The following is a 24,560-nucleotide window of genomic DNA, read 5'->3' as shown; positions in this document are numbered from 1 at the left end:
TAACTAATTTCCTATGCGTAAAAAATCTACAAACCGAATAAGGACATGCAGCCTGATTACGGCGGCATGCTTTCTTTATTTTTCGGGAACAGCTCAAACCCACTTTGATGGTAAGGTGGCCATGGCCAGCGCTTCCGGGGTGGTAGGGCAACGTGCTGCAACCATGTCTTTGAATAGCGTACTCAAAGACCTGCGCACAAAGTATGGCATCCAGTACTCTTATAAAGCAGATGTAGCCAAAAACCTGCAATTGCAGGTACCTTCTAACTATGCAAACGAGGGGAATGTGGATGCTGTGCTTAGAAAAGTGCTAGCTCCCAATGGCCTTGATTATAAAAAGGTAAACGATGTTTACATCATCATTAAAGGAGCATCACCTGCTGCGGCGCCAGTAAGGAACAACGCGACTTCTGAGACTAAAGCGATGCAGGAGCAGACTGTACGCGGAACGGTTAAGGATGCGTCAGGGACATCTTTGCCAGGTGTGGCAGTAGTAGTGAAGGGGACAACCCGCGGAACCTCTACAGACCTGAACGGTAACTTTAACATTGCCGTGCCAGCCAATGCTACGCTGGTGTTCAGCTACATTGGCTTTCAGCAGCAGGAAGTAGCTGTGGGCAACCAGGCTGCCTTCAATATCACCCTTCAAACCGATACCAAAGCCCTGCAAGAAGTAGTGGTTGTGGGTTACGGTACGCAAAAGAAGAGCGATGTAACAGGAGCAGTAACTGCTGTTACATCCGAGGACTTTGTGAAAGGCCAGAATACTACGCCAGAGCAACTTATTCAGGGCAAGGTGGCCGGTGTGCAGATCACTACCAACGGCGGTGCGCCTGGCTCCGGATCCCGAATCCGTATTCGTGGTGGTGCATCGCTCACAGCTAGTAATGACCCACTAATTGTAATTGATGGAGTACCTGTTGATAATGCAGCTACATCAGGGGCGGCTAACCCACTTAATTTCTTAAACCCGAATGACATCGAGTCTTTCAACGTGTTGAAAGATGCTTCTGCCACTGCTATCTACGGTTCTCGTGCCTCTAATGGTGTCATCATCATCACCACTAAAAAAGGTAAAGCAGGCCAGAAGCTTAGTGTAAATTTAAGCTCTCAGAATTCACTTTCTGTTATAAACAAGAAGATAGACGTGCTCAGCGCGGATGAGTTTAGAGATGTCGTGAACGCAAACGGTTCAGAGACTCAGCGCGCTTTGCTGGGAAACGCAAGCACTGATTGGCAGGACCTGATTTACCAGGATGCTTTCACAACCGACAATAACGTTAGCGTTAGCGGTGCTTATAAAATGCTCCCTTTCCGTGTTTCAGCGGCATACCTGAATCAGGAAGGCGTTCTGAAAACTTCTCAGTTCGAGCGTTATACCGGTAGCATCAGCCTGAACCCTACGTTTTTTGATGAACACCTTAAAGTAAATGCAAACTATAAAGGCGCAAAGACTAATAGCCAGTTTGCAGACCAAGGTGCTATTGGGGCAGCCGTAGCCTTCGACCCGACACAACCTGTATACGCCACTAACAACTTCGGCAAGGATTACGGCGGATACTTCCAGTGGCTGGATTCCAAGGGGTTATATAACCCACTGGCTACCAGAAACCCGGTAAGTATGCTGGAGCAGCGCAAAGACCGCGGCGAAGCTTATAGAAGCATCGGTAATGTGCAGCTGGATTATAAGTTCCATTTCCTGCCTGAGTTGCATGCCAACCTTAACCTGGGTTACGACCGCTCAGAAAGCGATGGCTATACGTTGACGCCGGCTAACTACGCACCGGATGCCTCCTCTGGCGGGCGCCGCACGCAGTTTGAGCAAACCAAGACCAACGAGCTAGTAGAGTTTTACCTGAACTATGCGAAAGAGCTGGCCGGTCTGGATAGCCGCATTGAAGCAACAGCGGGTTATTCTTTCCAGGATTTTGAGAATAACAAACCTCGTTTTGTAGCAACCAATGCTGAAGGTGTGCCATTGTCGAACGTAGAGGCAGGCCTTCCGGAAAACGAAATCTACCGCCTTAGATCATACTTTGGTAGAGTAAACTATGCCTTAAAAGACCGTTACCTGCTTACAGCAACAGTGCGTTTAGATGGCTCTTCTCGTTTTAGCTCAGACAACCGTTGGGGTACCTTCCCGGCGTTAGCACTGGCTTGGAGAATTAATGAGGAAGATTTCCTGAAAAACTCTAACACCGTATCTAACCTTAAACTGCGCTTAGGCTTTGGTGTAACAGGTCAGCAGGATATTGGCTCTAACTTTTTCCCATACCTGCCACGCTACTCTTATAGCGATAACACAGCTCAGTACCAGTTAGGTGACCAGTTCTATAACCTGTACCGCCCAGAAGGGTATGACACAGGACTGAAGTGGGAAGAAACCCAAACCTGGAACGCCGGTATTGACTTTGGTTTCCTGAACAACCGCATTACGGGTAGCCTCGATTATTTCTTCAAGGATACAAAAGACCTGCTTGCCTTGGTGGCTGTAGCTGCCGGTACCAACCTTACCAACGAGCTTATCACAAACGTGGGTAACCTGGAAGCCCGCGGTATTGAAGCAGTGCTTAACTTTGTGCCTGTAGACACTGATAAGATTACCTGGAATGTTGGTTTAAACGGTACTTACCAGAAACGCGAAATCACCAGCTTAAGCAAAGTTGATAACCCTGATTTTGAAGGGTACTTTGTAGGTGGTATTGCAGGTGGTAATGATAACAGAATCCAGATCAACACAGTGGGTTACGCTCCTAATACTTTCTATGTGTACAAGCAAGTATACGATGCTAACGGAAAGCCAATTGAAGGGCTGTATGCTGACGTGAACGGCGATGGCGAATTTAACGAGAAAGACAAGTACCGCTACAAAAACGCGGAACCGAAAGTATACCTTGGTATTAACTCCGATGTTTCTTACAACAACTGGACGCTAAGCTTTGTGGCAAGAGGAAGTTTGGGTAACTACATGTATAATAACGTGTACTCAAACAATGGCTCTTACAAGGCGTTCTCATTCTCTAACTATCTTACAAACGTTTCAAGCAACGTAAACGAAACCGAGTTTGACAATTTCCAGCTGTTCTCCGATTACTACATGGAAAACGCATCGTTCCTGCGCATGGAAAACATAAGCCTAGGTTATGACTTTGGCCGCCTGTTTAACGATGCCGTTGCATTGCGCCTGTCTGCAAATGCGCAAAACGTGTTTGTTATCACCAAGTACAACGGGCTTGACCCCGAGATTGCAGGTGGTATAGACAATAATTTTTACCCGCGGCCACGTGTGTATACACTGGGTGTGAACATTGGATTTTAATCAAAACTGAAGATGAATACTACATATATAAAGAATATTCTACTGGGAGCAGCAGTAACGCTTAGTGTTGCCTCCTGCGACCATAGCCTTGACCTGGAACCAAAGTATGACGTGGTGTCGGCGAATATCTACAAAGATTTCAGTAACTATAAAAACATCTTAGCCAAGCTCTATGCAGGCTATGCGGTAACTGGCCAGGTTGGCCCTACCGGCAACGCCGACATCGGAGGTATTGACGAAGGCTTCTCTAACTACCTGCGCCAGTACTGGCAGGCTCAGGAACTAACCACGGATGAGGCTATTATTGCCTGGAACGACGGTAACCTGCGCGACCTGCACGATATGGACTGGACGCCAGGCAATGAGTTCCTGCGTGCCCTGTATAACCGAATTTACTATCAGGTATCGCTCACAAACGAATTTATCCGTGAAACAACCGATGCAAAACTCTCTGAAAGAGGAATTAGCGGCGCGAACCTGGAGGAGGCTAAGTTATTCAGAGCTGAGGCCCGTTTTCTGCGTGCGCTTAGCTACTGGCATGCGCTTGATCTATATGGCAATGTGCCGTTTGTAACCGAGGAGGATGAAGTAGGAGCATTTCTACCAGACCAAATCGCTCGCCCTGACCTGTTTAAGTATGTTGAGTCAGAATTGCTGGATATTGAAGGCTCGTTAATGGCGCCTGCACCGGGTAATACGGCCCAGTATGGCCGTGCTACCAAAGCCGCAGTTTGGATGCTGCTTGCTAAACTATACCTAAACGCTGAAGTATACAGTGGCACCGCGCGCTTGGACCAGGCCGCTACCTATACTAAGAAAGTGATAGATGCAGGGTATATGTTGGAGGAGGACTACGATGACCTGTTCCTGGCGGATAACCACACGTCGCCGGAGATTGTGTTCCCAATTACTTTTGATGGCTTGCGCACTACAACATGGGGGGGTATGACTTACCTTGTGCACGCACCAGTGGGCGGAAGCATGCCAGCTGCCGATTTCGGTATCAATGGTGGTTGGGCTGGTTTGCGCACTACTAAAGCTATTGTAGGCCTATTTAACGACGTTAGTGGTAACACCGACGACCGCGCTAACTTCTACACGAATGGCCAATCCCTAGAGATTAACGACATCTTTACCTTTACGGATGGATACGCGGTTGCCAAGTATAAAAACGTGACGTCTGCCGGTAATGTGGGCTCAGACCCTGTTGGAAACCACCCGGATACTGACTACCCGATGTTCAGGTTAGCCGATGCCTATCTGATGTATGCAGAGGCCGTTCTGCGTGGTGCCAGCACCGGTAACAGAGCTCAGGCACTGGAGTATGTTAACAAGCTGCGCGAGCGCGCTTATAAAGGCCAATCGGGTAACATCACGAGCAGCCAACTCACACTGGATTTTATACTTGATGAAAGAGCACGTGAGCTAATGTGGGAAGCACACCGCCGTACCGACCTGATCCGATACAAGCGATTTACAGGCAGTGCTTACCTGTGGCCTTGGAAAGGTGGCGTGAAAGAAGGAAGAAGCGTGGCAGATTTCCGTGTGCTCTTCCCAATACCAACCACAGACCTCACTGCCAATACAAAGCTTGAGCAGAACCTAGGCTATTAATAGTAAGCAAGAAGTATGGAGCTGCCCGCCAGTTCCATACTTATACTACAACTTATAAAGTTTAAGATCATGAAAATCTGGCTAAATAAAATAACCATCCTGTGCTTGTTCACACTGGCGCTTTTCTCCTGCGACAAGGATGAGGACCGTATCATTATTCAGGAAGGCATAGCCCCTTCGCTGTCAACCTCTAAAACCAGCGTTGTACTAAATAAGGACGATGCAGCAAACAAAGCCATCACCCTTAACTGGACACCGGCTGAGTATGGTTACGCTGCCGCTGTAAACTATAGCATCCAGTATGATGTAGCAGGAAATAACTTTGCTTCACCGTCCGAAATCATTATAGCTAATGCAACAGAGAAAACCTTAACCGTAAAAGAGCTAAATGCATTGGCCGGTAAGCTAAAATTGCCGTACGAAACAGCTTCTGATATGCAGTTCCGGGTAAAGGCAGATATATCTCCGGAAGTAGCGCCTGTGTTTTCTGCGCCTGTTACCGTTTCAGTAGTGCCTTACCTGGATATTATTGACTACGCCTCGTTGTATGTGCCTGGTCAGTACCAATCATGGAAGCCTGAGTTAGCCCCAAAAATTTCATCACTTTCAGATAACGGCATTTATGAAGGCTATGTATACATGGGGAGTGGTATTGCCAAAGGCTTCAAGTTTACCAGCAAACCAGGCTGGGATGGCACCAACTATGGCGCAGATGGTGCTACTAAATTATCTACCGATGGCGGAGCAGGAAACCTAAAAGTTAGTGAACCAGGGTTTTATTTGCTGAAAGCAAATACAAATGCCTTAACCTGGTCAGCGCTAAAAACACAGTGGGCTGTAACTGGAAGCGCAACTCCCAAAGGTTGGGTAAATGATAATGTAACAGACCACGACATGACTTACGATGAGATCAGAGGTGTTTGGACTATTACGCTTTCTCTAAGCGAAGGCGAAATAAAGTTTAGAGCCAATGATGGCTGGGATCTGAACTATGGTGACAACAAACCTGCGGATGGCTTCTTAGATAAATCAAGCAATGACAACATCAAAGTCGCTGAAAGTGGTACCTATGAAATTATTTTGGACCTGCGTCTACCTGGTTACTACAGCTATACATTGAATAAGAAATAGCCAATTTGCAAAAGACTCTTCAGAAAGTAGTCTGCTAGCATATTGTTTTACAAATTTGCAACCACACCCCAAATAACCCGGCGGTATACGTATGCCGGGTTATTTTTTTAAGCTTTTTGCTACACAAACTATATACATTAAAATGAAAATCACTTTTAGACCTATTGCTGCGCTCATGGCATGCACGGTGCTAAGCTTTGCCGCAGTTGGGCAGGGCAACGGACCGATCCGCCAGGTAGGTAAGGTAAGCGACGTGAACATTAGCGGGCAGACAGTAAACCTGACCACTGATAACAATAACCACATACAGGTAAGCGTGTACAGCCCGACCGTGGTACACGTGCGCATGGACAAACAGCCGCTGGCCGAAGATTTCTCTTACGCCGTGGTGGGCAAACCAAAGCAAGCAAAGGCTGATATCAAGCAGAGCAACGAGGAGGTAACCATCACCACCGACTCACTTGTAACGCGCATCAGCAAGAACCCGTTTGCCGTAGCTTTTTATACCAAAGATGGCAAGGTAATTAACCGCGATGAGCAGGGGCTGACCACTTCCTGGATAGGCGAGGAGGTAACCACCTACAAGGAAATGCAGGAAGGCGAGCGTTTTATCGGTCTCGGTGAGAAAACCGGCGGCCTGGACCGCCGTGGCAGCGGCTATACCAACTGGAACACCGATGCCTATGGCTACGGCACCGGCCAGGACCCGCTTTATACTACCATTCCGTTTTACGTGGGTATACACCACGGCCTGAACTACGGTATATTCTTCGATAACAGTTACCAAAGCGATTTTAACTTTGGGGCCAGCAACGACCGTTTCTCGTCTTTCGGGGCGCAGGGCGGCGAGATGGATTACTACTTCATCTACCACACAAAACTAGCTGATATCATTACCTCTTACACAGACCTTACCGGCCGCATGGACCTGCCGCCGCTTTGGAGCCTAGGTTATCAGCAAAACCGCTACTCATACTACCCGGATACCGAAGTATACCGCATTGCCCAAACCTTGAGAGAGAAGAAAATTCCGGCAGACGGCATTACCCTGGATATCCATTACATGGATGCCTACAAGCTCTTTACCTGGGATAAAAGTCGTTTTGCCAACCCAGCCGAGATGAACAAGAAGCTGGAGGAGATGGGCTTTAAAACTACGGTAATCGTAGACCCGGGCATTAAGGTTGAGGAAGGTTACGGTGCTTATGAGCGCGGTAAAAAAGACGACATCTTCCTGAAGTATATCGATGGCGAGAACTACACTGGGCAAGTATGGCCAGGTTGGACGCACTTCCCTGATTATACAAGCAACGATGGCCGTGAATGGTGGAAAAAAGAGATCAAGTTCTTTGCGGAAACCGGCGTAGACGGTTTCTGGAACGATATGAACGAGATAGCTACCTGGGGGCAGAAAATGCCGAACAACATCCTGTTTGATTATGATGGCCACCTGACAACGCACAAAGAAGGCCGCAACGTGTACGGCATGCAGATGGCCCGCGCCAGCTACGAAGGTGCACGCCAGCACCAGCCAAACCAGCGCCCGTTCCTGCTTTCAAGAGCCGGTTTTTCGGGTTCGCAGCGCTACACCGCCATCTGGACTGGTGATAACCGCTCCGAAGACAGCCATATGATGCTAGGCATTCGCTTGCTGAATAGTATGGGTGTTAGCGGTGTTGCTTTCTCGGCGATGGATATTGGTGGCTTTACCGGCAACCCGTCTATCGGTTTGTATGCCCGCTGGATTCAGTTGGGAGCCTTTACGCCATACTTCCGTAACCACACGGGTGTAAACTCCAAATCGTCGGAGCCTTGGGCCTATGGCGAAGAAGTAACCGAGATTGCGCGTAACTTCATTAGCCTGCGCTACAAACTGATGCCGTACATCTACTCTAACTTTTACCTGGCCTCGCAAACAGGTCAGCCGCTGATGCGCACACTGGCAATTGATTATACCCACGACCCGAAAGTATACAACGGCGAGTTTGATACGCAGTATCAGTTCGGAAAATCGTTCCTGATCATGCCGTTTGAGAGTGGCAAAAACTATGGCAAAGTATACTTCCCGCAAGGCAAGTGGTACAACCTGTATACAGGCCAGGTAGAGCAGGGCGCTAACGAGAAGATCATACCGATAGAGTATAGCAAGCTGCCGATTTACGTGAAGGAAAGCAGCATCATCCCGATGCAGTCGTTGGTGCAGCATACCTCCGAGAAGCCAACCGATACGCTGACCGTGCACATTTATAAAGGTGATGTAAATAACTCGTTTGTATACTACGAGGACGATGGCGCCAGCTACGATTACCAGAAAGGCGATTACTACAAGCGCACCATCTCTTACGATGCGCGCCGCAAAACCATCACGTTCGATAAAGTGGAAGGCAATTACAGCTCAAACTTCAAGAACATCAAGGTAATGCTGCACGGTTTCGATAAGGCCAAGGTAAAAACCAATGGCAAGAAGCAGGATCTGCAGCAGGATTTCGCTTCTTTCATTGATCCAATCTCCCGCTTTGACCCACAAGGTACTTCCAACCCGAAAATTGGCTACGAGGTTCAGAGCTTCGTCATCAAAAATGATAAAGACAAGATCACGCTGAGCTATTAAGCTAAGTATGATTTACACTAAAAGCGCCCCTGCACAAATCTTGTGCAGGGGCGCTTTTTTTATACTTGCGGATGCTATTAAAAGAGAAGTTGAGGTAGTTTGTTTATTAGTTTCTACCGAAACGGGAGCCAAAGAAGTCGCCTTCTTTCCAGCTAGGGCGGTCAGCGTCCTGGGCCACTAAATAACCGATCAGAAAGTTGAGCTGTACATATTTTTTTGCGGCCTCAAAATCAAACACGCCACCTTCAAAATTATCCTGCGGCTTGTGGTAGTACTTCTCGCGCCATACTTTCACCTGCTCGTCCAGGTTGTTCTTGCCATCAGCGGTTTTGTTGCCATACTTAATGTGCAGTGCCGGCACACCCTGCGTTACAAAACTGTACTGGTCGCTGCGCACAAAGCGGTTTTGCTCTGGCTCAGGATCGGCTTCTACATCAAGTTTCAGGTAGCTGCTTGCGGCGTTAACCTCCTTTTCCAGCGAAGAGTGTGCAGCACCCAATGGCACGACAGCCAAAAGCGGCGCAATTAACGTAGGCATATCGGTGTTTACATCGGCCACGATCTGGTTGGCTGGCACGGTAGGGTATTTGGCAAAATAAGCAGATCCAAGCAAGCCTAGTTCTTCGGCAGTTACCATAACTATAAGTATGGAGCGCTTCGGTTTGGCCTTGATTCTGGTGTAAACATTGGCAATCTCTAAGAGGCTGGCCACACCAGAGGCGTTATCGTGGGCACCGTTGTATATCGAGTCGCCGTCGATGGGTTTGCCAACGCCAATGTGATCGAGGTGGGCGCTGTGCACAACGTACTCATTTTTCAGCACCGGGTCTGAGCCCTCAATTTTACCAACCACATTGTAGCTTTCGATATCATTGTATGAGCTGCCATACGTACCGCTGATGCTAAATGGGAGTGGGGTTGATGCTGGTTTTCCGCTATGGATGGTGCTGGCCAGCTGCTGTGCATCCTGGCCCACAGCCGTTAGCATTTGCTGCAGCATGGCATAAGGCAGCATACCCAGTAGGTTAATGTTATTATGATAGCTACGCGATGCTGCTACCCCGCCATCAGCTCCCATTACGCTGCTCATTCCCCTTGAAAAATCTGGAAGCTTTCCCTTTGGGTTTGTTGATGCCACCAACACACCTGTAGCACCATGCTCGGCTGCCGTGTTCAGGATGGTTTGCATGTCCATACTATAAGATGCCACTGTGGATGGAAACCCTTCCGGAACCCCACGCAATACAACCACTACTTTCCCTTTTGCATCGATATTAGCGTAGTCATCATATTTCAGGTCAGGGGCGCTGATGCCGTAACCGGCAAATACTAACTCAGAAGCACTGAATTCAACCTGTGGCTTTCCAGGGTTAGGGTAGAGGATAAAGTCCTGTCCGTTTTGAAGCTGCTGTGCCTTGCCATCCTTGTTTGATGTAAGCGTTAATGCGGCATCAGGGTTTGTAGTGGCTGTTCGGATACGCACCGTTTGGAGGTATGTACCATTCTCACCGGCAGGTGCCACTTTCATCTTCTGGAATTGCCCGGTAACATAATCCACGGCCATTTGGTAGCCTGGTGTACCGGGCTTGCGACCGAGTAGCTTATCATCAGCTAGGTAAGCAATGTGGGCACTAACATCGTTTGGCTTCACCTTATCCAATGCCTTGGCTACAGGTTTAGGTACCTGCACCGATTGGGCGAAGGTTGTGGCTGGTATGGCCAGCCCCAGGCATAGGGCGGCAGTTATACTTTTAAAACGCATAGGGTAGTGGTTTATGAAGCCGTAAATAAAAGTATAAACCGCAAAGAAAACCAGACTATCCTAAACGCAAGGCCAAAAAATAACGACTTCTATCAATTAGAATACAGATGTAACCGTCTGTAGTATCTGCGGCCAAAACGGTGCTTGAGGTGCTACAAGATCAAAATGGCCGGCTTCAGGCAATAGTATCACATCACTATCGGCGCTGGCAGCGGTAGCTTTTTTTGCGAAGTTTTCGGCTTGGCTAACCGGCACAATAGGGTCTTTAGCGCCTTGCACCAAGCGGCTTGGCACTGCACCGAGGCGCATCTGATGCGGCGATACCTGGGCATACCTTTCAGGATATTCTGCAGCTGTGCCACCCATCAGTTGTGGCACGGCCTCGTTGCAACTGCCTTGCTGCGTACCATAGGTGGCCAGATCCGGAATGCCGGCTAACGCGATGGCACCTTTCAGCTTAAGCGGTTTTTTGGTGTAAAGCGGGCTGGAGGCAGATATGTGCTCCCGGTTAGCCAGCCAGAGTGCCAGATGGCCGCCGGCTGAGTGCCCGATTACGGCTACATTCTTGGCATCAACAGGATGTTTTTTAGCTAACTCGCGCACAAAATCTGTGGCCAGGGCTACATCCTGGAAAGTACCCGGCCATCCGCCACCAGTATCTCCTACGCGCCTAAACTCAATGTTCCAGGTAGCATATCCTGCTTCGGTTAGGGCCGCACTGACGTGGCTCATATAGTTTAGGTTATACGCCGATAACCAGCAGCCTCCATGCACAACCACTACAACCGGAAAAGGACCTTTTCCTTGTTTAGGCAACCGAAGCTCTCCAAACTGCAAAGAGTCTGTGCCATACTTTATAGTATGATCCGGAGTAGGAATTGGCAAAGCTGCTATGTCTTGCCAGGTTAAAGGTTGGTAAGTCTGATTTTGTGCAGATGAAACGTGAAACATGGTCAACAGAAATAAGAGTGCGTAGATAGATCGCATGGTTTACTGATTCAGAAGTATAAGCTGGCTCTAGCAGGTAAGGCTAAAAAACGTAAGTTCGTGAAAATTGATGGAAGTATACTTATTTTAAAATTCGATGTATGGCTAAAAAAGTGCACACAGCGGGTGGGTACTAGCAGGCTTCGTTGCTAGTGCAATTTTCAAAAGTATGCGCGGCATCTAGAGCCGGGCTTTTGTATAGTAGGTCCAGTGAATATAGAGGCTATAGTTGTTTCAGCCAGAATTTCTATGCTTCAATCTAGAACAGACAATGCCAACCTTCTTGTGAAGAATTTGGAACCGAGGGTTTGCTGTAAGTCACACAAGTTTGGGGTGAATGCCTTGAGATTAGGCATCTTCTTCGTCTCCAGACCAGCGGACTAAGGCGTCAGCGGCCAAGCCCGTGGAGATAGCATAGATACTGTGGAACATCACATCTTCACTTATGGCTTCAGGTTTCCATTCTGTAACTGGTTTCATGACATGTAATGCAGGTAGCAGCGTTAGCTCAGTACCCCACACCGCCCCGAAGTGTGCCAGGGTGCCAGAAGCGCCGTTGATTCCAAACTCAGCCATTAACGCGCGTGGCACGCCCCAGGAAGCACCGTAAACTAAGTGCATAATGTTCGAGATCTTCTTTTTAGATTCATCATCCTTAGCCTTTACTCCAAACACTTTTTTTGCAGCTTTGTACGGTGTGTTGCTGGACTCACGGTCTGTCATTTGCATTTCAATCATCTGCGCAATGGTCATGGCGGCTGTACCGATTAAGCCGGCTACCAACCCCTTGCCTATGGCACCAGCTATGCGAGTCGCAACGGAGGCGGCTTCTACTGCAGTTTGTCTTTCGTCTTGCATCTTACTTTACTTTGTTACTTCCTATACTTGCTGCTAGCCAGTTGGTTATACTTAGGCATGTAATTTTTACCAAACGATGGTGCAATAAGTGGGTATGGGTAAAGTTGGCATGTTTAAATCATGCTACACCTTCCGGTATTGCGGCATTAGGTTTATACTTATACTGTTGAACCAGTGTTTTTCTGAGCGCAGCCGCCGCAGTTACGCTCCAACGCCTCACCCTGATAGTGCTTCTCAAAAAACTCATCACACCACAGGCAAATATTTTTAAGCTGCGCCGTACGCTCTTTTGCAAAATCCTCCGGTATACCCATACTTTCGCCCAAGGCCAGCGGGTTGCCCTCGTTTATCTTCTGCCAGATTTCGGATTTGGAGACGCGTTGCAGCACGTCGGCCACTTTCTCGGTGCGGGCATCGCCTAGCGGAATTTTGGTGCCGGGGCAGCAGGGGTTTATCTTCCAGAGCTGTATGGATATTTCCTGCGGGATGTCTTCTGACCCAGTCAGAAAGCCCTTGCCCCCCGAAAGTATGGCGCAGAAGTTATGGTCCGGGTCCTCTTTCCAAAGACCTTTCTCGAAGGCACGGCCCCGTGCCCAATTGCCGCCTAGCCACATATCAATGGTTGCGCCCCAATAGCCCCAGCTGGCTTTATGCTTGGTAAGGTAAGTGTCTTTTTCCACGAGCGGGTCCTTGTCCTCGCCGTTCACGCCGCGGCTGGCAAACAGGTCGGCAAGCTCCATCAGGCGGGCGCCGGCATACTTGTGGTAGCGGTCTATGCTGGCAATATCGAAACGGGTAACGCCTTTCTGCAGCAGCGTGTCCAGGATTTTCTCGTTGAGCAGGTCGCCGTTGGTTTGCAGCATAATTTGTACGCGACCCTGGTAGCGCTCCTGCAGGCGGTCCAGTATTTTGTAAAGCAGCTTTTTATCGGCCAGCGGCTCGCCCCCCGAAAGTATGAGGCGGTCCATGCTGTCGGGCAGGTTGTCGATAATGGCCATACAGTCCTCCTCGGGAATGCGTTCGCCGCGAGGGCCGGAGCTGTTGTAGCAGTGGTCGCACTCGTCGTTGCAGAGTTGGGTAAATACCCAGTACACCGATTCGATATGGTTGTAATCTTTACTTGTCATTGGTTGGTATATTATGTTCAATATTGTTCCAGAAGGCGAGCTCTTCCTGCACACCCGTGGCAGGGTCATCCATAAAAGCCGCTTTGGAACGATAGAGCGTGAGTTGGCCGGCAGCCATGTAGGCAAAGCAGTCACCGATGAGCAGCGCCTCCTTTACATCGTGCGTCACAAACAGGGCGGTGATGCCATACTTACGGGCCAGGCGCAGAAACAGCTTTTGCATAGCGGAGCGGGTCTGTGCATCGAGGCTGGCGAAAGGCTCATCAAGCAGCAGCACGCGCGGCAAAAAGATAATGGCACGCCCAAAGGCTACCCGCTGCCGCTGCCCTCCCGAAAGCTGACCTGGCTTTTTCTGCGCATGCTCCTGCAGTTCCAGCTCGCGCAGCATGCTTTGCACCTTGTTTTGCACCTCTGCTTCTGGGGTTTTGCGCACGTGCAGTCCATAAGCAATATTTTCGAAAACACTGAGGTGCGGGAACAGCAAAGGCTCCTGAAACAGGTAGACCATTTCCCGCTCGCGCGGCGGCACTTCATTTATACTTTCTCCAGCCCACTTTATACTTCCGGCATCTGGGGCCAAGAGGCCGGCAATTGTTTTAAGCAGTGTGGTTTTGCCGCATCCCGAGCGCCCGAGCACTGCCAGTACCTGCCCCTCCGGTAGCTCCACCGACACACGATCGAGCACTGTGTGCGATTGAAAAGCTTTGTTTATATGTTGTATCGTGAGCATCAGATTCCTCTAAAAACAAACTTTTTATTGGCCCAAAGCAGCAGGGCAGGGGGCAGCATGATCAGCAGCGAAGCCAGAGCCGCATGGAAAATATTAGCCTCGTTCACATATTTAAACACCAGAATAGTCAGTGTTTTTACCTTGCCCAGTCCGATAAACTGCGTTAAACCGTACTCAAACCAGGAGATCAGAAAGGTCTGGAAGAAGCAGATGAGCAGCAGCGGTTTGGCGAGCGGCAACAGCACGTACCGCAAGGTATAAACAGCCGAAGCGCCCAATGTTTGCGACTGCTGCCCGAGTTGCAGCACCTCAGGGCTCCAAAAACTCTGGAAAAAGATTACCGTAAACGGAAACGCAAGTATAAGCTGCCCGAGTAATACCCCGATAAGTTCGCCGCTCATGCCCGTCAGCAGGAAAAAACGCTGCACCAGTATGGCCAGCACCACCGGAGACAGCACAAAGGGCCAGTAAGCGAGCAGCAGCCAACGGTTTTTATACTTTGCCAGCGCAATTTCCTTGCTGATGATGAAGCCGAGCAACGTTGAAAGTATAGCCACGCCCAGGCCAAGTATAAGTGACCGCACCAAGCCAAACTGCAACTCGCTCTGCCCCGACCACAGCTGCTGCCAGTTAGCCAGCGTAAAGCGCTGCGGCATCACGCTCGGGTAAAACCACGCCTGCCCCACCGACAGCACCGCGAAGAACAGGAAAGGCAAAAGTATAGCCGAGGCAAGTATAGCGGTGAGTGATTTCCTAAGCATGGCGCTGCAATTTTTTAAAGCTGATAGTAAGCAGCAGCAGTACAAACAAGGTAAAGGCCACGCTGATGGCATAGCCCTGCGGGATATCGAGCAGGTTGAAGCGCTGGAACTTCTGCACCGCCAGCACCGACACCATGGGGTGTTGCTGACTGCCAATGAGCAGCGGCACCTCGTAGGCGCCAAGTATAAAAATGAAGTATAGTAGCAGGTTTGGCGCAGCGGTTTTGAGCAGCATAGGTACGGCAATGTGGCGCACAAAGTATACTTTGCCAGCGCCTAAATTCTCGGACACCTGCTGCAGCTGCCCCAGGTTTTGCTCGCGGTAAATGGCATGGAAGAGCAGCGTCAGGAAGGGTACGGCCATAAGCGTGTGCGCCAGTATAATACCGAAGCCAATGCTATCATGCACCAGGTCCGGAAACTGCTGCAGTTCCGAGATCCAACTTAAACCATACGACATCCGCGATACCAAACCGGATTTAGTGAACAGCTGAAAAACCAGGAAACCCATAACCACCGCCGGAATGGTGAGCGGCAAGTATAAGAGGTAACTGAGCAAGCCGGTGCGCAGGCTTTTTTGAAAGTATAAACTCAGGAAAAGGGAAGAAGCGGTAGCCAATGTTATTGCTGCAAACGCAATGTACAGGCTATAGGCCAGCGACTGCAGTAACACGCCTGATGCCAGCACCTGCTGCCAATGCTGAAGGGTAAAACCGGAGCTCAGCGCGCCCGTCAGCCCGAAACTATAAGCCAGACCGTAGAGCAAACCACCGGCCACGGGCGCTGCCGCCAGCAGCAGGAAAAGCAGCCGCAAATACACGCCGCTGCCGTGCTTAGTTCTGGTTGATAACCTGTGTTCTAAAATCGTCATAAAGTCTGATCATGTACTCGGGTGCCAACTCCTCAAAGGCTCTGCCCTGGATGCTGTTGCGGTCTGGTGCGTGCCTGCGTGCCGGGATGTTCTGGAACTTCTGCTGCCATTCGGCGGGCAGTTTTTCGGTGGCCAGCACGCTGCCGTCGCCCCATACCTCGGGGCTGGCTTTGCGGTACTGTGCCTCCGGCGACTGCAGGAAGTTGATCACTACCAGCGCCCCCGCTATGTTCCCGGACTGCTTCATAATGCCCAGGTAGTGCGAATTTTGGATGGTACCCGGCTTTGGCACGTAAGCCCGCGAACTCTCCGGGAAAACGCCCTGAAGTATCTTGTTATCTACCTCGCTATCGTTGTTGCTGAAGGTGAAATGCACCTCGCCGTTGGCGTAAAGCTGGTGCAGCTGCGCAAGCGTTTCCGGGAAGGTCTGGCCCTGTTTCCAGAAGTATGGCTTTAGCGCATTAATCTTCTGCCACAGTTGTTTGCTAGACTTGTTATACTTTGCCTCATCAAAATCGCCGGCCAGTTCATCCTTCCCGGCCAGGGCAATCAGCCAGGATTTTAACAACGTCATACCTGTGAACTCATTAGGGATAGTAAAGGTGCCGGGGTTGGCTTTTACGTACTTTTCCAGCTCGTCAAACGAGGCAGGCGGACTTTGTACTTTATCAGCATTATAGATAAAAGCCAGCTGCACATTGCCCCAGGGCGCTTCCATACCCTCCACCGGCTGCTGAAAATCACGGGCGATGAACGGGTTTTGCCAATTCACATACTTGTTGTTGGGCAGCAGCTCGGTAAAGGGGCCGTAGAGTGCATCGAGTTGGCGCAGCTGATAAAAGGTCTCGCCGTTAATCCAGATCACGTCTATCTCACTGGTTTTTTTGCCGGTTTCTTTCTCACCCAATGCCAAGCCCACAATATCCTTTCCCTGGCCAGAGGAGATTTCCAGCGTGATGCCATACTGCTCCTTCAGCTGCGGTTGCACATAGGTTTGCATGTATTGGTTGATGAGCGGGTCGCCCTGCCACATCATCATCTGCACCGTAGTACTTTTGGCAGCCTGCTCTATACTTTGCCAATCTGCTTGCTGCACGTTTAGCTGCGCCTCTTGTTCCAGATTGTTTCCGCAGGCACTGCACAGGAGCAGCAAGCCTAAAATAAGTATGTATAAATGTTTCATAAATTTTTATTCTCCGCAAGCTTTCAGCTTGTACTGCATGAGGCTGGCTTTCAGCTTGCGTATATTTACACTCAAATGAAGCAACTTCTATACTGCTTCAGAGTTAATTGCATTTGAAGCCTCCGGCTTCAGTGAAGTCACAGACTTCACATCATTTTAGGATACAAGTCTAAAGACTTGCACCATACATAATCATCAACTAACCTCCAAAACTCTCTACCTCCCAACCTCTCTAACTAAAAAACATACCTCACCCCAAACTGAAACTGCCTGGGCGGGGCGGCATTGCGGCGCACGAGTACGCCGCTGCTGGCCGGGCCCATCTGTATCTGGTTGCTTTGGGTGGCGTTGTTACTGTAGCCGCTCAAGTTTTCTGCATTTAATAGGTTGAAGGCATCGGCACGAATTTCCAGGCCGTTTTTTCTATCAGACCCGAAAGGTATAAAATACTGCACACTTGCATCGAAGGTGTTGGACCAGGGCAGGCGGTCGGAGTTGCGTGACTCGCCGGGTTGGCGGTCGGAGTTGCCCACGTAGGCATCCCCGAAAGCGGAGCCGTCGCCGTTGAGGTCGTTTGTGAAGAGGGGGTTGCCGCCGGCATTCAGCACCGGGCTGCCGTCGCGGTTAATGACCATATACTGCGAGGCATCCGGAATGCGGTTGATCGGTTGGCCGCTTTGCAGCAGCGCCGCTACCGTTAGCGTCAGGTTTTGGATTGGGTAGTAGTTGTAAATGGCGTTGATCACGTGGCGGCGGTCGTTGATGCTCGGTCCCCACTCGGCCTCAAAATCATTGGCATCCATCGCCCTGAAGTTAATGTCCTCCGTGTTGTTTTCGAGGTACGACAATGTATAGATCAGGCGGTACGAGAACTTATCCTCTGCTTTGTCTTTCTGCAGGTTAAAGCTGGCCGCATAGTAATTGCTTTCTCCTTCAGATTCCGTCATCACCAGGCTGCGCGCTACGCCATCCACACGCTCTCCGTCTATGATGGCATAATTGCCATAAATGGGTAGCGGACGCGTTTCATCAGCCCAGGCGCTGCTGCGGGCCACGCCTTCCTGCTGGCTACGGTTATAGTCCCATGCGGCCGGGGCGTTGAGGTTTACAGTGCGGAACTGGTTGCGCGCGCGGTTGTACACCACATCCACATAAAAAAGCCTGTTTGTAGCCATTTGCAGTTGGTAGCCCAGCGAGAACTGTTGGGTGTAAGGGTTCTCGTAGCCGTTGGGGTTGAGGATGCGGCGTTCGTTGCTGAAGAGGTTGCGCTGCTCGGCAAAGCTTTCGGCTGGCGGCCCCTGCAAGTAAGCGTAAGGCAGACCGGAGTTGTTGCTCTGGCCCACGGTTAGGTTGCCGTTAAAGGTTACACGGTCCGGGTCAGTATCAGCGGGTAGTATGCCTTGCTGCACAAAGTATGCGATCTGCTTTTTGAAGTCCTCGGAGTTGTTGTTTTGCTGCAGGGCATCGCTGTAAATGGCGTAGAGCACCTTATCATAAAACAAACCGAAACCACCGCGCAGGGTGCTGTTTGGCATAAGCTGATAATTGAAACTCAGGCGCGGAGCCAGGTTGTTCCAATCGCCTTTGTTGCTGCCGCCTTTGGATAGGTTGTCGTAATCGTAGCGCAGGCCGAGGTTCAGGTTCAGGCGCTCTGTGGCCTGTAGCTGGTCCTCCAAGTACAGCGTATAAATGTTCTGCCGTTTGCCGAACGAGGTTGGGCGCAACTCCACGCTGTAATTTGTAACCAGCGCATCTGCCGGAATATTATTTATACTTAAGCCTGAGCCAAGGTTTTGCGCGCGCAGGGCATCCAGCTGCTCCTGCGTGAGCTGCACGCGGTAACTGCCGTTTGGGTTGCCGCCGCCAAACAGCTCGTGGTCGGTGCTCAGGATCTCGGCTCCGGCTTTTACGGTATGGATGCCCTTGCTCCAAGTGGCTTTTTGCTGTGCCTGCAGGGTGTGCTGTATACTTTCGAAGGCATAGCCGGGGTGGCCTAAAACTGCCACTGTTTCGCCGGTGGGGCCGGTTACAGTTACATCAGGGCTATTGGGATTTTCGGGGGATGCGTAATCCCAGCGGAAGCGGGCGTACTGTAGGTTTGTCTCTAATGTCAGGTTGCCGGAGGTGTACACGTTGGTGCTGGCCAGGTTAAGCGAGTTGCGCACCTGGTCGTTGGCTGCCGACGGAAAATTTAACCCGCCCGACAAGCCGCCGGCCTGCCGTCCAATGCCCACCACACCCATATTGGCCCGAATGGCCGAGTGGAAGCGGTCGCTCCAGTAGTGGTCGAGCTTGCCCGATAGGTAGTTGAAGTAGTTCTTGCCGCGCACCGTTTCGTTCACGCCCAAAGCCGGGCTTCGCAGCAAATTATCCTTCAGGTCGGTGGTGTGTTCGTAGTTCAGGTAGTAAAACGTTTGCCCTTTGATGATCGGGCCGCCCACGCCAAAACCTGCCTGGTAGCGCTGGAAACCGTCCTTCACCTGGTTGCCGGATAAATCGCGCTGTGCGTAGGGCGAGGAAGCATCCAGGAAACCGGGGCGCGTCAGGAAAAAAGCCTCGCCCTGCAGTTCGTTGCTCCCCGATTTGGTAGTGATGTTGATAATGCCGTTACCCGTGTTCCCGAACTCCGCCGAGTAATTATTCGTCAGCACCGATACGTTCTGCACAAAACCGATCGGTAAGTTAAAGCGCGAGCCGCCCAGGAACTGCTCGTTGTTATCCAGCCCGTCGATGAGGTAGTTGTTAAATAGCGAATTAGCCCCGTTTATACTTACGTTCGGCGCTTCCGGGAAAAAGCCGGTTGCCTGCGTTACGTTGGGCAGGCGGTACAGCATCCGGGACACATCGCGTCCCTCCACAGGCAGGCTTCTGATCTCCGAGATCCGCATTTCCGATGACACCTCGGCATTGTGCATGTTGATGCGTGTGGTGCTGGGCGCGTACACGGTTACTCCCTGCAAATCCACTTCGCGCTTATAAGGCAGTACCAGCGTAACCGTGCGTTTAAAGTTTGAGCGTAAAATAACAGGCTCGGATGCCGTGAACGTATACGTTTCAGTTTCAGCGGAAAGGATAGTATAACTCCCGGCGGTGTTAAGTCCGGAAAAAGTAGCAATGCCCTTGCTGTTAGTTGTTTTGCTCGTTTCAAACCCGATAGCATCGTTGTGCGCTGTCAGTTGCACGCCCTGCAGCGGCTCCAGTTTGGGGTTAAGTACGGTTACTTCGATGTCGCCTTGTGCCAATGCCGCGGCCATGGGTATAACATACCCGAGTATGAGGAAAAGTCTTCTCATCAAGTATAAATTCTGTAAGTAAAATCAAGAAATGAAACGGGAGATTACTTACAGAACAGGCGGCGCGCGCAGCGATTCAGAAGCTACTGCGGCTATTGGTATGGGGGAGAATGTATAGCTTAGTTTTGAAGAAACAACTTGCAGCAGCGACTGAAGCACCTGTTTCAGCTTACCTAAGTTTGAGTATCTGCTGATGCATAAAATCCCGGCTCGGTCGTCGGCATCGGAAAGTATGGGAGCAAGTATGCTCACTTTAGCTGGTGCGGTTTGCACGCAAAGCTGGGCAAAAACGTGGCTGGTGTTCCAGGAAATCTGCCGGAAGTCGAGCTGTGCCATATTTTGGCGGCTCAGGCCCATCAAGTATACGCCACCGTCAGTGGCTCGCCCAAACACAAAGTCCTTTTGCTGTAATTGGCTGGCGGCGCTTCGGAGCAGGGCAGGCGTAAGGCCGGGCGTGTCGTTGCCGAGGCAGATAACCTGCTCGTAACCGGCGGCAAACGCTTGTGCAAATGCATGCTCTAACCGCTCCCCAAAAGTATGGCCCCGCTGGCTGGCGGAATCAACTATAAACAGTGGCAAACCCGATTGCTGCACAATTTTTTTGGTGTGGCTGATAAGCTGCGCCGCAATCGCTTTTCGGCGGGCATGGCCATGGCAGAAGTGCTTTGCCTGCGCCTCCTGTGCGGAGCTGCGGGTAAAAAGCAAAACGGCGATATGTGGCGGTGCGGGCGTCAAGTTCTTTTCTTTACACGAATATCGCTGAAATGTTTAAAGAATAGTGTCGGCAGGCAGACAATTGGATGATATTTTCCAGTTAGTGCAGCGGGTGTTTGTGGTTGTTGGCCAAAAGAAAAGGTGCAGCTTGGCACCTTTTCTTAGATTATAAAGATATTTACTTGCTACTTGTTTCCCAGCGAATCAACCTCGGCATTGGCTGGCATGGCAAACTGCTCGGCAGCCGGCTGCTCCTGCATCAGTTGCACGTTCTCAAACGACACCTTGTAGCGCACATCGCCAATTTGGCCGTTTTCATACTTGTAGCCCGTTAACTTGCCTGGCAACAAAAGTCCCTGCTGCTCTTGGTAATCCTCATACTTCAGGGCGTTGAACTGCACGTTCTCGCTGCCGAAATAAGTAACCGTGTATAGCAGCCACTCCATCTGGTTTGTTTCCGGGTTAATGAGCATGCGGTACTGGTCCTCCGGCGTGTCGCCGATGCCTTCGCCAAAGCTCGTGCTAATGACGCGGTACGTTTTGCCCTCCAATTCCAGATCATCCAGCTGCTCATAGTTTACACCAGGGTCAGCCAGCACAAAAGGGATGGTATAAAAGTAGAAAAACAGGTTATGATAAAATCTGGCAGACTTACCCGGATAAGCGGCGCGGTTTGGGCTCACCCATACCTGTTGGCCATCAAAACCAATAGTATAGTCGCCGCCCTTTACCAGATCTTTGCGTGTTTTCAGATCGATAATGTGCGTTTCGGTAGCTGGGTTGCCGCCTAAATCGGTTTGCAGCTCGTATTGCATGCCGCCAAACTGTTGCCATTTTTCAAGGCCGCCGTGTGCCTGCAGCACTTGCTCAAAGTATGCCGGGAAGGTAGCAGCAGCGTTAATTTCTGTAGTTTCCTCAGTCGTTTCCGTTGTTTTATCTTCAGATGGTTGGCAGGATGCTAACGCGAGGGCAGCAAGTATAAAAGTGTTAGAAATCAGTTTCATGGTTGATGGATTGGTTTATTCTCCTTAAGATACGATGGCAAAGCTAACAAGAGCTAAATTTAAGTTTTGTCGGGAATGCGACATTTCCTGCATGCACTTAGCATTACATTTATCTTTGCAAAAGTATGCGGAATAATGCCTTCAGGAAAGGTGATTTGACTTAGTAATGATGTTATTGGTCGAAATACAAGGGTGGCCAAAGCCAAACTTGCACGTATATGAAAGAGTGTTGTGGCACTTTTCCAGAAACACACGTTAGCAGCATAGTTTCTCAAAGTCAAAAATCTAACCTGACAACGTAATTTTACGAAACCCCTAAACCAGAACCATGCGCTTGATGTTGATATGTATACTTGCTATACTGCTGCTGAGCTGTAGCGGCAGCGTGCCGATTGGGGCGGTTGGCACCTCACCGCCCTCGCACCAACTCTGGACGCAGCTGCTGAAAATGCACGTACGCGATGATGGCAACGTGAATTACCAAGGCTTTGTGCAGGATAAAGCCAAATTGCAACGCTACCTCGATACACTTAGCCAAAACCCGCCCGACACAACTGCCTGGAGCGAAGCCGAGCAATTGACCTACTGGATAAATGCCTACAATGCCTTTACCGTGAAGTTGATCGTGGACAATTACCCGCTGGAAAGTATAACCGAGCTGCACCCAACCCTGCACGTGCCAGGAGTGAACACGGTATGGCACAAGAAGTTTTTCAGGATCGGAAACCAGAAATCGAGCTTAGACGAGATTGAGCATCAGATTCTGCGGAAGCAATTTGATGAGCCGCGCATCCATTTTGCCATCAACTGCGCCTCTAAATCCTGTCCGCCTTTAAGGCCTGAGGCGTATGAGGCCGGCAAGCTGGAAGAGCAGTTGCAAGAGCAGGCCAGGAGTTTTATCAACAACCCGAAGTATAACCAGATAAAGACAAACCGGGCGGAAGTGTCTCAAATATTCAGTTGGTTTAGCGGCGATTTTACCAGGCAGGGCAGCCTTCAGGAGTACCTGAACAAGTACAGCACTGCACAGCTTAAAGCTGATGCAGCCATTACTTATAAGGATTACGACTGGAGCCTGAACGAGTAAAAGGCCTGCGATCTGCCGTGGCAGGTGCCCCGTCTGTCGGGAAACTATATTTGACCGCGTATTTACGCTAACTTGGACCGGATTTTAACACAAAAGCCTTTACACCGACGCATGATAGAAGCCAAACCCATCGGCGATTTTTGCATCAATTCCCGTGGTCGCCGCATCGTGATCATTGGCAACGGCATTGCGGGCGTTACCTGCGCGCGGCAGTTGCGCAAACGCGACAGCGCCGCGCAAATCACCATCATCTCCGGCGAAACAGAGCATTTCTTCTCCCGCACTGCGCTTATGTACATTTACATGGGCCACATGAAGTATGCGCACATTAAACCTTACGAAGACTGGTTCTGGGAGAAAAACCGCCTGAACCTGGTGCACGACTGGGTAACACATATAGATTTTGAGCAAAAGCAATTACAGCTACAGCAGCAGGAGCCGATTGCGTATGATATTCTGATCTTAGCGCTCGGCTCTAAATCTAACAAGTTTGGCTGGCCGGGGCAGGAGCTGAAAGGCGTGCAGGGTTTGTACAGTTACCAGGATCTGGAAAGTATGGAAGCCAACACGCAAAGCTGCGCGCGCGCCGTGGTAGTGGGCGGCGGACTGATCGGGATTGAGATGGCAGAGATGCTGCGCAGTCGAAATATCCCGGTTACTTTTCTGGTGCGGGAGCAGGAGTTCTGGGATAATGTACTGCCACAGGAAGAGGCCAAACTGGTAGGCCGCCACATCCGCGAGCACCACATCGACTTAAGATTAGGCGCGGAACTGGATAAGATTCTGGATGACGGAACAGGCAAGGTAAAAGCGATAGTTACAAAGGACGGGGAGGAGATTCCGTGTCAGTTTGTTGGTTTAGCCGTAGGCGTGAGCCCAAACATCGACCTGCTGCGTAACACGGCTCTGGAAGTTAACAAGGGCATTCTGGTGGATGAGCACTTCGCGACGAACATTCCCGACGTATTTGCGATCGGCGATTGTGTGGAGTACCGCACGCCGCCGCCGCAGCGCCGACCCGTGGAGCAAGTATGGTATACCGGCCGCATGCACGGCGAAACGCTGGCGCATAACCTGGCGCACCAGCCAGTGCCCTACAAGCCCGGTCCGTGGTTCAACTCCGCTAAATTCCTCGACATCGAGTACCAAACTTACGGGCAGGTACCCAGCACCTGGGAGAAACCTACGGGCAGCTTTTACTGGGAGCACCCCGACGGGCGCAAATGTTTCAGAGCTTTGTTTGATGAAGAAAAACGCACGTTGTTGGGTATAAACGCATTTGGCATGCGGCTGCGGCACGAGTTTTTTGATGAAGCTCTGCGCAACGGAACAACAGTGGAGCAAGTGCTGGAGCAGCTGCCCACCGCCAACTTCGACCCGGAATTTTACGACAAACTTTACCCAAGTATACTTCAGGCTTTTAACCAGCAGTTTGGTACTAGCCTGCAGCCACGAAAAAAGAAAGAGAAGAAAGGCATCCTTTCCATCTTCGGCTTATAACACATGCA

17 protein-coding genes are annotated in these 24,560 nt (G+C 50.4%); 6 read left to right on the top strand and 11 right to left on the bottom strand.

Features of this window, described 5'->3' with window-relative positions; genetic code table 11:
• Positions 1 to 13 precede the first annotated feature (13 nt).
• The 4 genes from D1627_RS00605 to D1627_RS00590 all read left to right on the top strand — a co-directional run bounded on the left by D1627_RS00605 (position 14) and on the right by D1627_RS00590 (position 8,675).
• The gene (locus tag D1627_RS00605; RefSeq protein WP_233555458.1) at positions 14 to 3,319 is read left to right on the top strand and encodes a SusC/RagA family TonB-linked outer membrane protein; all 3,306 of its coding nucleotides are present in this window, start codon (positions 14 to 16) and stop codon (positions 3,317 to 3,319) included.
• Between the two features lie 12 nt (positions 3,320 to 3,331).
• Entirely contained in the window at positions 3,332 to 4,933 is a 1,602-nt protein-coding gene (locus D1627_RS00600) for a RagB/SusD family nutrient uptake outer membrane protein (RefSeq protein ID WP_119430288.1), read from the top strand.
• Between the two features lie 69 nt (positions 4,934 to 5,002).
• The gene (locus D1627_RS00595) at positions 5,003 to 6,064 is read left to right on the top strand and encodes a SusE domain-containing protein (protein ID WP_158607122.1); all 1,062 of its coding nucleotides are present in this window, start codon (positions 5,003 to 5,005) and stop codon (positions 6,062 to 6,064) included.
• Between the two features lie 142 nt (positions 6,065 to 6,206).
• Positions 6,207 to 8,675: a glycoside hydrolase family 31 protein gene (locus D1627_RS00590; RefSeq protein WP_119431052.1), complete on the top strand. Its 2,469-nt coding sequence runs from the start codon at positions 6,207 to 6,209 to the stop codon at positions 8,673 to 8,675.
• 106 nt (positions 8,676 to 8,781) lie between these two features.
• Here the strand turns inward: D1627_RS00590 and D1627_RS00585 are convergent, their stop codons facing one another.
• From D1627_RS00585 to D1627_RS00535, 11 genes are all read right to left on the bottom strand, one after another.
• Positions 8,782 to 10,437 (bottom strand): M28 family peptidase, encoded by a 1,656-nt coding sequence (locus D1627_RS00585; RefSeq protein ID WP_119430286.1) that lies wholly within the window; start codon positions 10,435 to 10,437, stop codon positions 8,782 to 8,784.
• Positions 10,438 to 10,533: 96 nt separating this feature from the next.
• Positions 10,534 to 11,424 carry an alpha/beta hydrolase gene (locus tag D1627_RS00580; RefSeq protein WP_233555457.1) on the bottom strand — a complete coding sequence of 297 codons (891 nt, stop codon included), beginning with the start codon at positions 11,422 to 11,424 and terminating at the stop codon, positions 10,534 to 10,536.
• A gap of 348 nt (positions 11,425 to 11,772) precedes the next feature.
• Positions 11,773 to 12,282, bottom strand: a complete 510-nt coding sequence (locus D1627_RS00575; protein ID WP_119430284.1) for a hypothetical protein — start codon at positions 12,280 to 12,282, stop codon at positions 11,773 to 11,775.
• Positions 12,283 to 12,440: 158 nt separating this feature from the next.
• Positions 12,441 to 13,409, bottom strand: a complete 969-nt coding sequence (locus D1627_RS00570) for a radical SAM protein (protein ID WP_119430283.1) — start codon at positions 13,407 to 13,409, stop codon at positions 12,441 to 12,443.
• The gene (locus tag D1627_RS00565) at positions 13,399 to 14,139 is read right to left on the bottom strand and encodes an ABC transporter ATP-binding protein (protein WP_119430282.1); all 741 of its coding nucleotides are present in this window, start codon (positions 14,137 to 14,139) and stop codon (positions 13,399 to 13,401) included. Before D1627_RS00565 ends, D1627_RS00570 begins: the two co-directional genes overlap by 11 nt.
• The gene (locus tag D1627_RS00560) at positions 14,139 to 14,900 is read right to left on the bottom strand and encodes an ABC transporter permease (protein ID WP_119430281.1); all 762 of its coding nucleotides are present in this window, start codon (positions 14,898 to 14,900) and stop codon (positions 14,139 to 14,141) included. Before D1627_RS00560 ends, D1627_RS00565 begins: the two co-directional genes overlap by 1 nt.
• On the bottom strand, positions 14,893 to 15,771 hold the full coding sequence (locus tag D1627_RS00555) for an ABC transporter permease subunit (protein ID WP_119430280.1): 879 nt from the start codon (positions 15,769 to 15,771) through the stop codon (positions 14,893 to 14,895). Before D1627_RS00555 ends, D1627_RS00560 begins: the two co-directional genes overlap by 8 nt.
• A complete protein-coding gene (locus D1627_RS00550; RefSeq protein WP_119430279.1) occupies positions 15,734 to 16,954 on the bottom strand; it encodes an ABC transporter substrate-binding protein in 1,221 nt (406 codons plus the stop codon). Before D1627_RS00550 ends, D1627_RS00555 begins: the two co-directional genes overlap by 38 nt.
• Positions 16,955 to 17,190: 236 nt before the next feature.
• Positions 17,191 to 20,247: a TonB-dependent receptor gene (locus D1627_RS00545; RefSeq protein ID WP_119430278.1), complete on the bottom strand. Its 3,057-nt coding sequence runs from the start codon at positions 20,245 to 20,247 to the stop codon at positions 17,191 to 17,193.
• A 48-nt stretch (positions 20,248 to 20,295) separates the two neighbouring features.
• The gene (locus tag D1627_RS00540) at positions 20,296 to 20,982 is read right to left on the bottom strand and encodes a TIGR04282 family arsenosugar biosynthesis glycosyltransferase (protein WP_119430277.1); all 687 of its coding nucleotides are present in this window, start codon (positions 20,980 to 20,982) and stop codon (positions 20,296 to 20,298) included.
• Between the two features lie 164 nt (positions 20,983 to 21,146).
• Entirely contained in the window at positions 21,147 to 21,965 is an 819-nt protein-coding gene (locus D1627_RS00535; RefSeq protein WP_119430276.1) for a DUF6503 family protein, read from the bottom strand.
• A 328-nt stretch (positions 21,966 to 22,293) separates the two neighbouring features.
• On the opposite strand from D1627_RS00535, the gene D1627_RS00530 reads away from it, so the two are divergent.
• Together D1627_RS00530 and D1627_RS00525 are read left to right on the top strand one after the other, a co-directional pair.
• Positions 22,294 to 23,052: a DUF547 domain-containing protein gene (locus tag D1627_RS00530; protein ID WP_119430275.1), complete on the top strand. Its 759-nt coding sequence runs from the start codon at positions 22,294 to 22,296 to the stop codon at positions 23,050 to 23,052.
• Between the two features lie 111 nt (positions 23,053 to 23,163).
• A complete protein-coding gene (locus tag D1627_RS00525; RefSeq protein ID WP_119430274.1) occupies positions 23,164 to 24,552 on the top strand; it encodes an NAD(P)/FAD-dependent oxidoreductase in 1,389 nt (462 codons plus the stop codon).
• The last annotated feature ends 8 nt before the right edge of the window (positions 24,553 to 24,560 follow it).

Source organism: Pontibacter oryzae (genome assembly GCF_003576375.1).
In the GTDB taxonomy this organism is placed as follows: Bacteria; Bacteroidota; Bacteroidia; order Cytophagales; family Hymenobacteraceae; genus Pontibacter; species Pontibacter oryzae.
This window is presented reverse-complemented; position numbering and strand designations above follow the sequence as displayed.

Excerpts from the sequence above, each read along its gene's own strand:
- D1627_RS00605 (WP_233555458.1), top strand. The coding sequence starts at position 14 with ATGCGTAAAAAATCTACAAACCGAATAAGGACATGCAGCCTGATTACG.
- D1627_RS00600 (WP_119430288.1), top strand. The coding sequence starts at position 3,332 with ATGAATACTACATATATAAAGAATATTCTACTGGGAGCAGCAGTAACG.
- D1627_RS00595 (WP_158607122.1), top strand. The coding sequence starts at position 5,003 with ATGAAAATCTGGCTAAATAAAATAACCATCCTGTGCTTGTTCACACTG.
- D1627_RS00590 (WP_119431052.1), top strand. The coding sequence starts at position 6,207 with ATGAAAATCACTTTTAGACCTATTGCTGCGCTCATGGCATGCACGGTG.
- D1627_RS00585 (WP_119430286.1), bottom strand. The coding sequence starts at position 10,437 with ATGCGTTTTAAAAGTATAACTGCCGCCCTATGCCTGGGGCTGGCCATA.
- D1627_RS00580 (WP_233555457.1), bottom strand. The coding sequence starts at position 11,424 with ATGCGATCTATCTACGCACTCTTATTTCTGTTGACCATGTTTCACGTT.
- D1627_RS00575 (WP_119430284.1), bottom strand. The coding sequence starts at position 12,282 with ATGCAAGACGAAAGACAAACTGCAGTAGAAGCCGCCTCCGTTGCGACT.
- D1627_RS00570 (WP_119430283.1), bottom strand. The coding sequence starts at position 13,409 with ATGACAAGTAAAGATTACAACCATATCGAATCGGTGTACTGGGTATTT.
- D1627_RS00565 (WP_119430282.1), bottom strand. The coding sequence starts at position 14,139 with ATGCTCACGATACAACATATAAACAAAGCTTTTCAATCGCACACAGTG.
- D1627_RS00560 (WP_119430281.1), bottom strand. The coding sequence starts at position 14,900 with ATGCTTAGGAAATCACTCACCGCTATACTTGCCTCGGCTATACTTTTG.
- D1627_RS00555 (WP_119430280.1), bottom strand. The coding sequence starts at position 15,771 with ATGACGATTTTAGAACACAGGTTATCAACCAGAACTAAGCACGGCAGC.
- D1627_RS00550 (WP_119430279.1), bottom strand. The coding sequence starts at position 16,954 with ATGAAACATTTATACATACTTATTTTAGGCTTGCTGCTCCTGTGCAGT.
- D1627_RS00545 (WP_119430278.1), bottom strand. The coding sequence starts at position 20,247 with ATGAGAAGACTTTTCCTCATACTCGGGTATGTTATACCCATGGCCGCG.
- D1627_RS00535 (WP_119430276.1), bottom strand. The coding sequence starts at position 21,965 with ATGAAACTGATTTCTAACACTTTTATACTTGCTGCCCTCGCGTTAGCA.
- D1627_RS00530 (WP_119430275.1), top strand. The coding sequence starts at position 22,294 with ATGCGCTTGATGTTGATATGTATACTTGCTATACTGCTGCTGAGCTGT.
- D1627_RS00525 (WP_119430274.1), top strand. The coding sequence starts at position 23,164 with ATGATAGAAGCCAAACCCATCGGCGATTTTTGCATCAATTCCCGTGGT.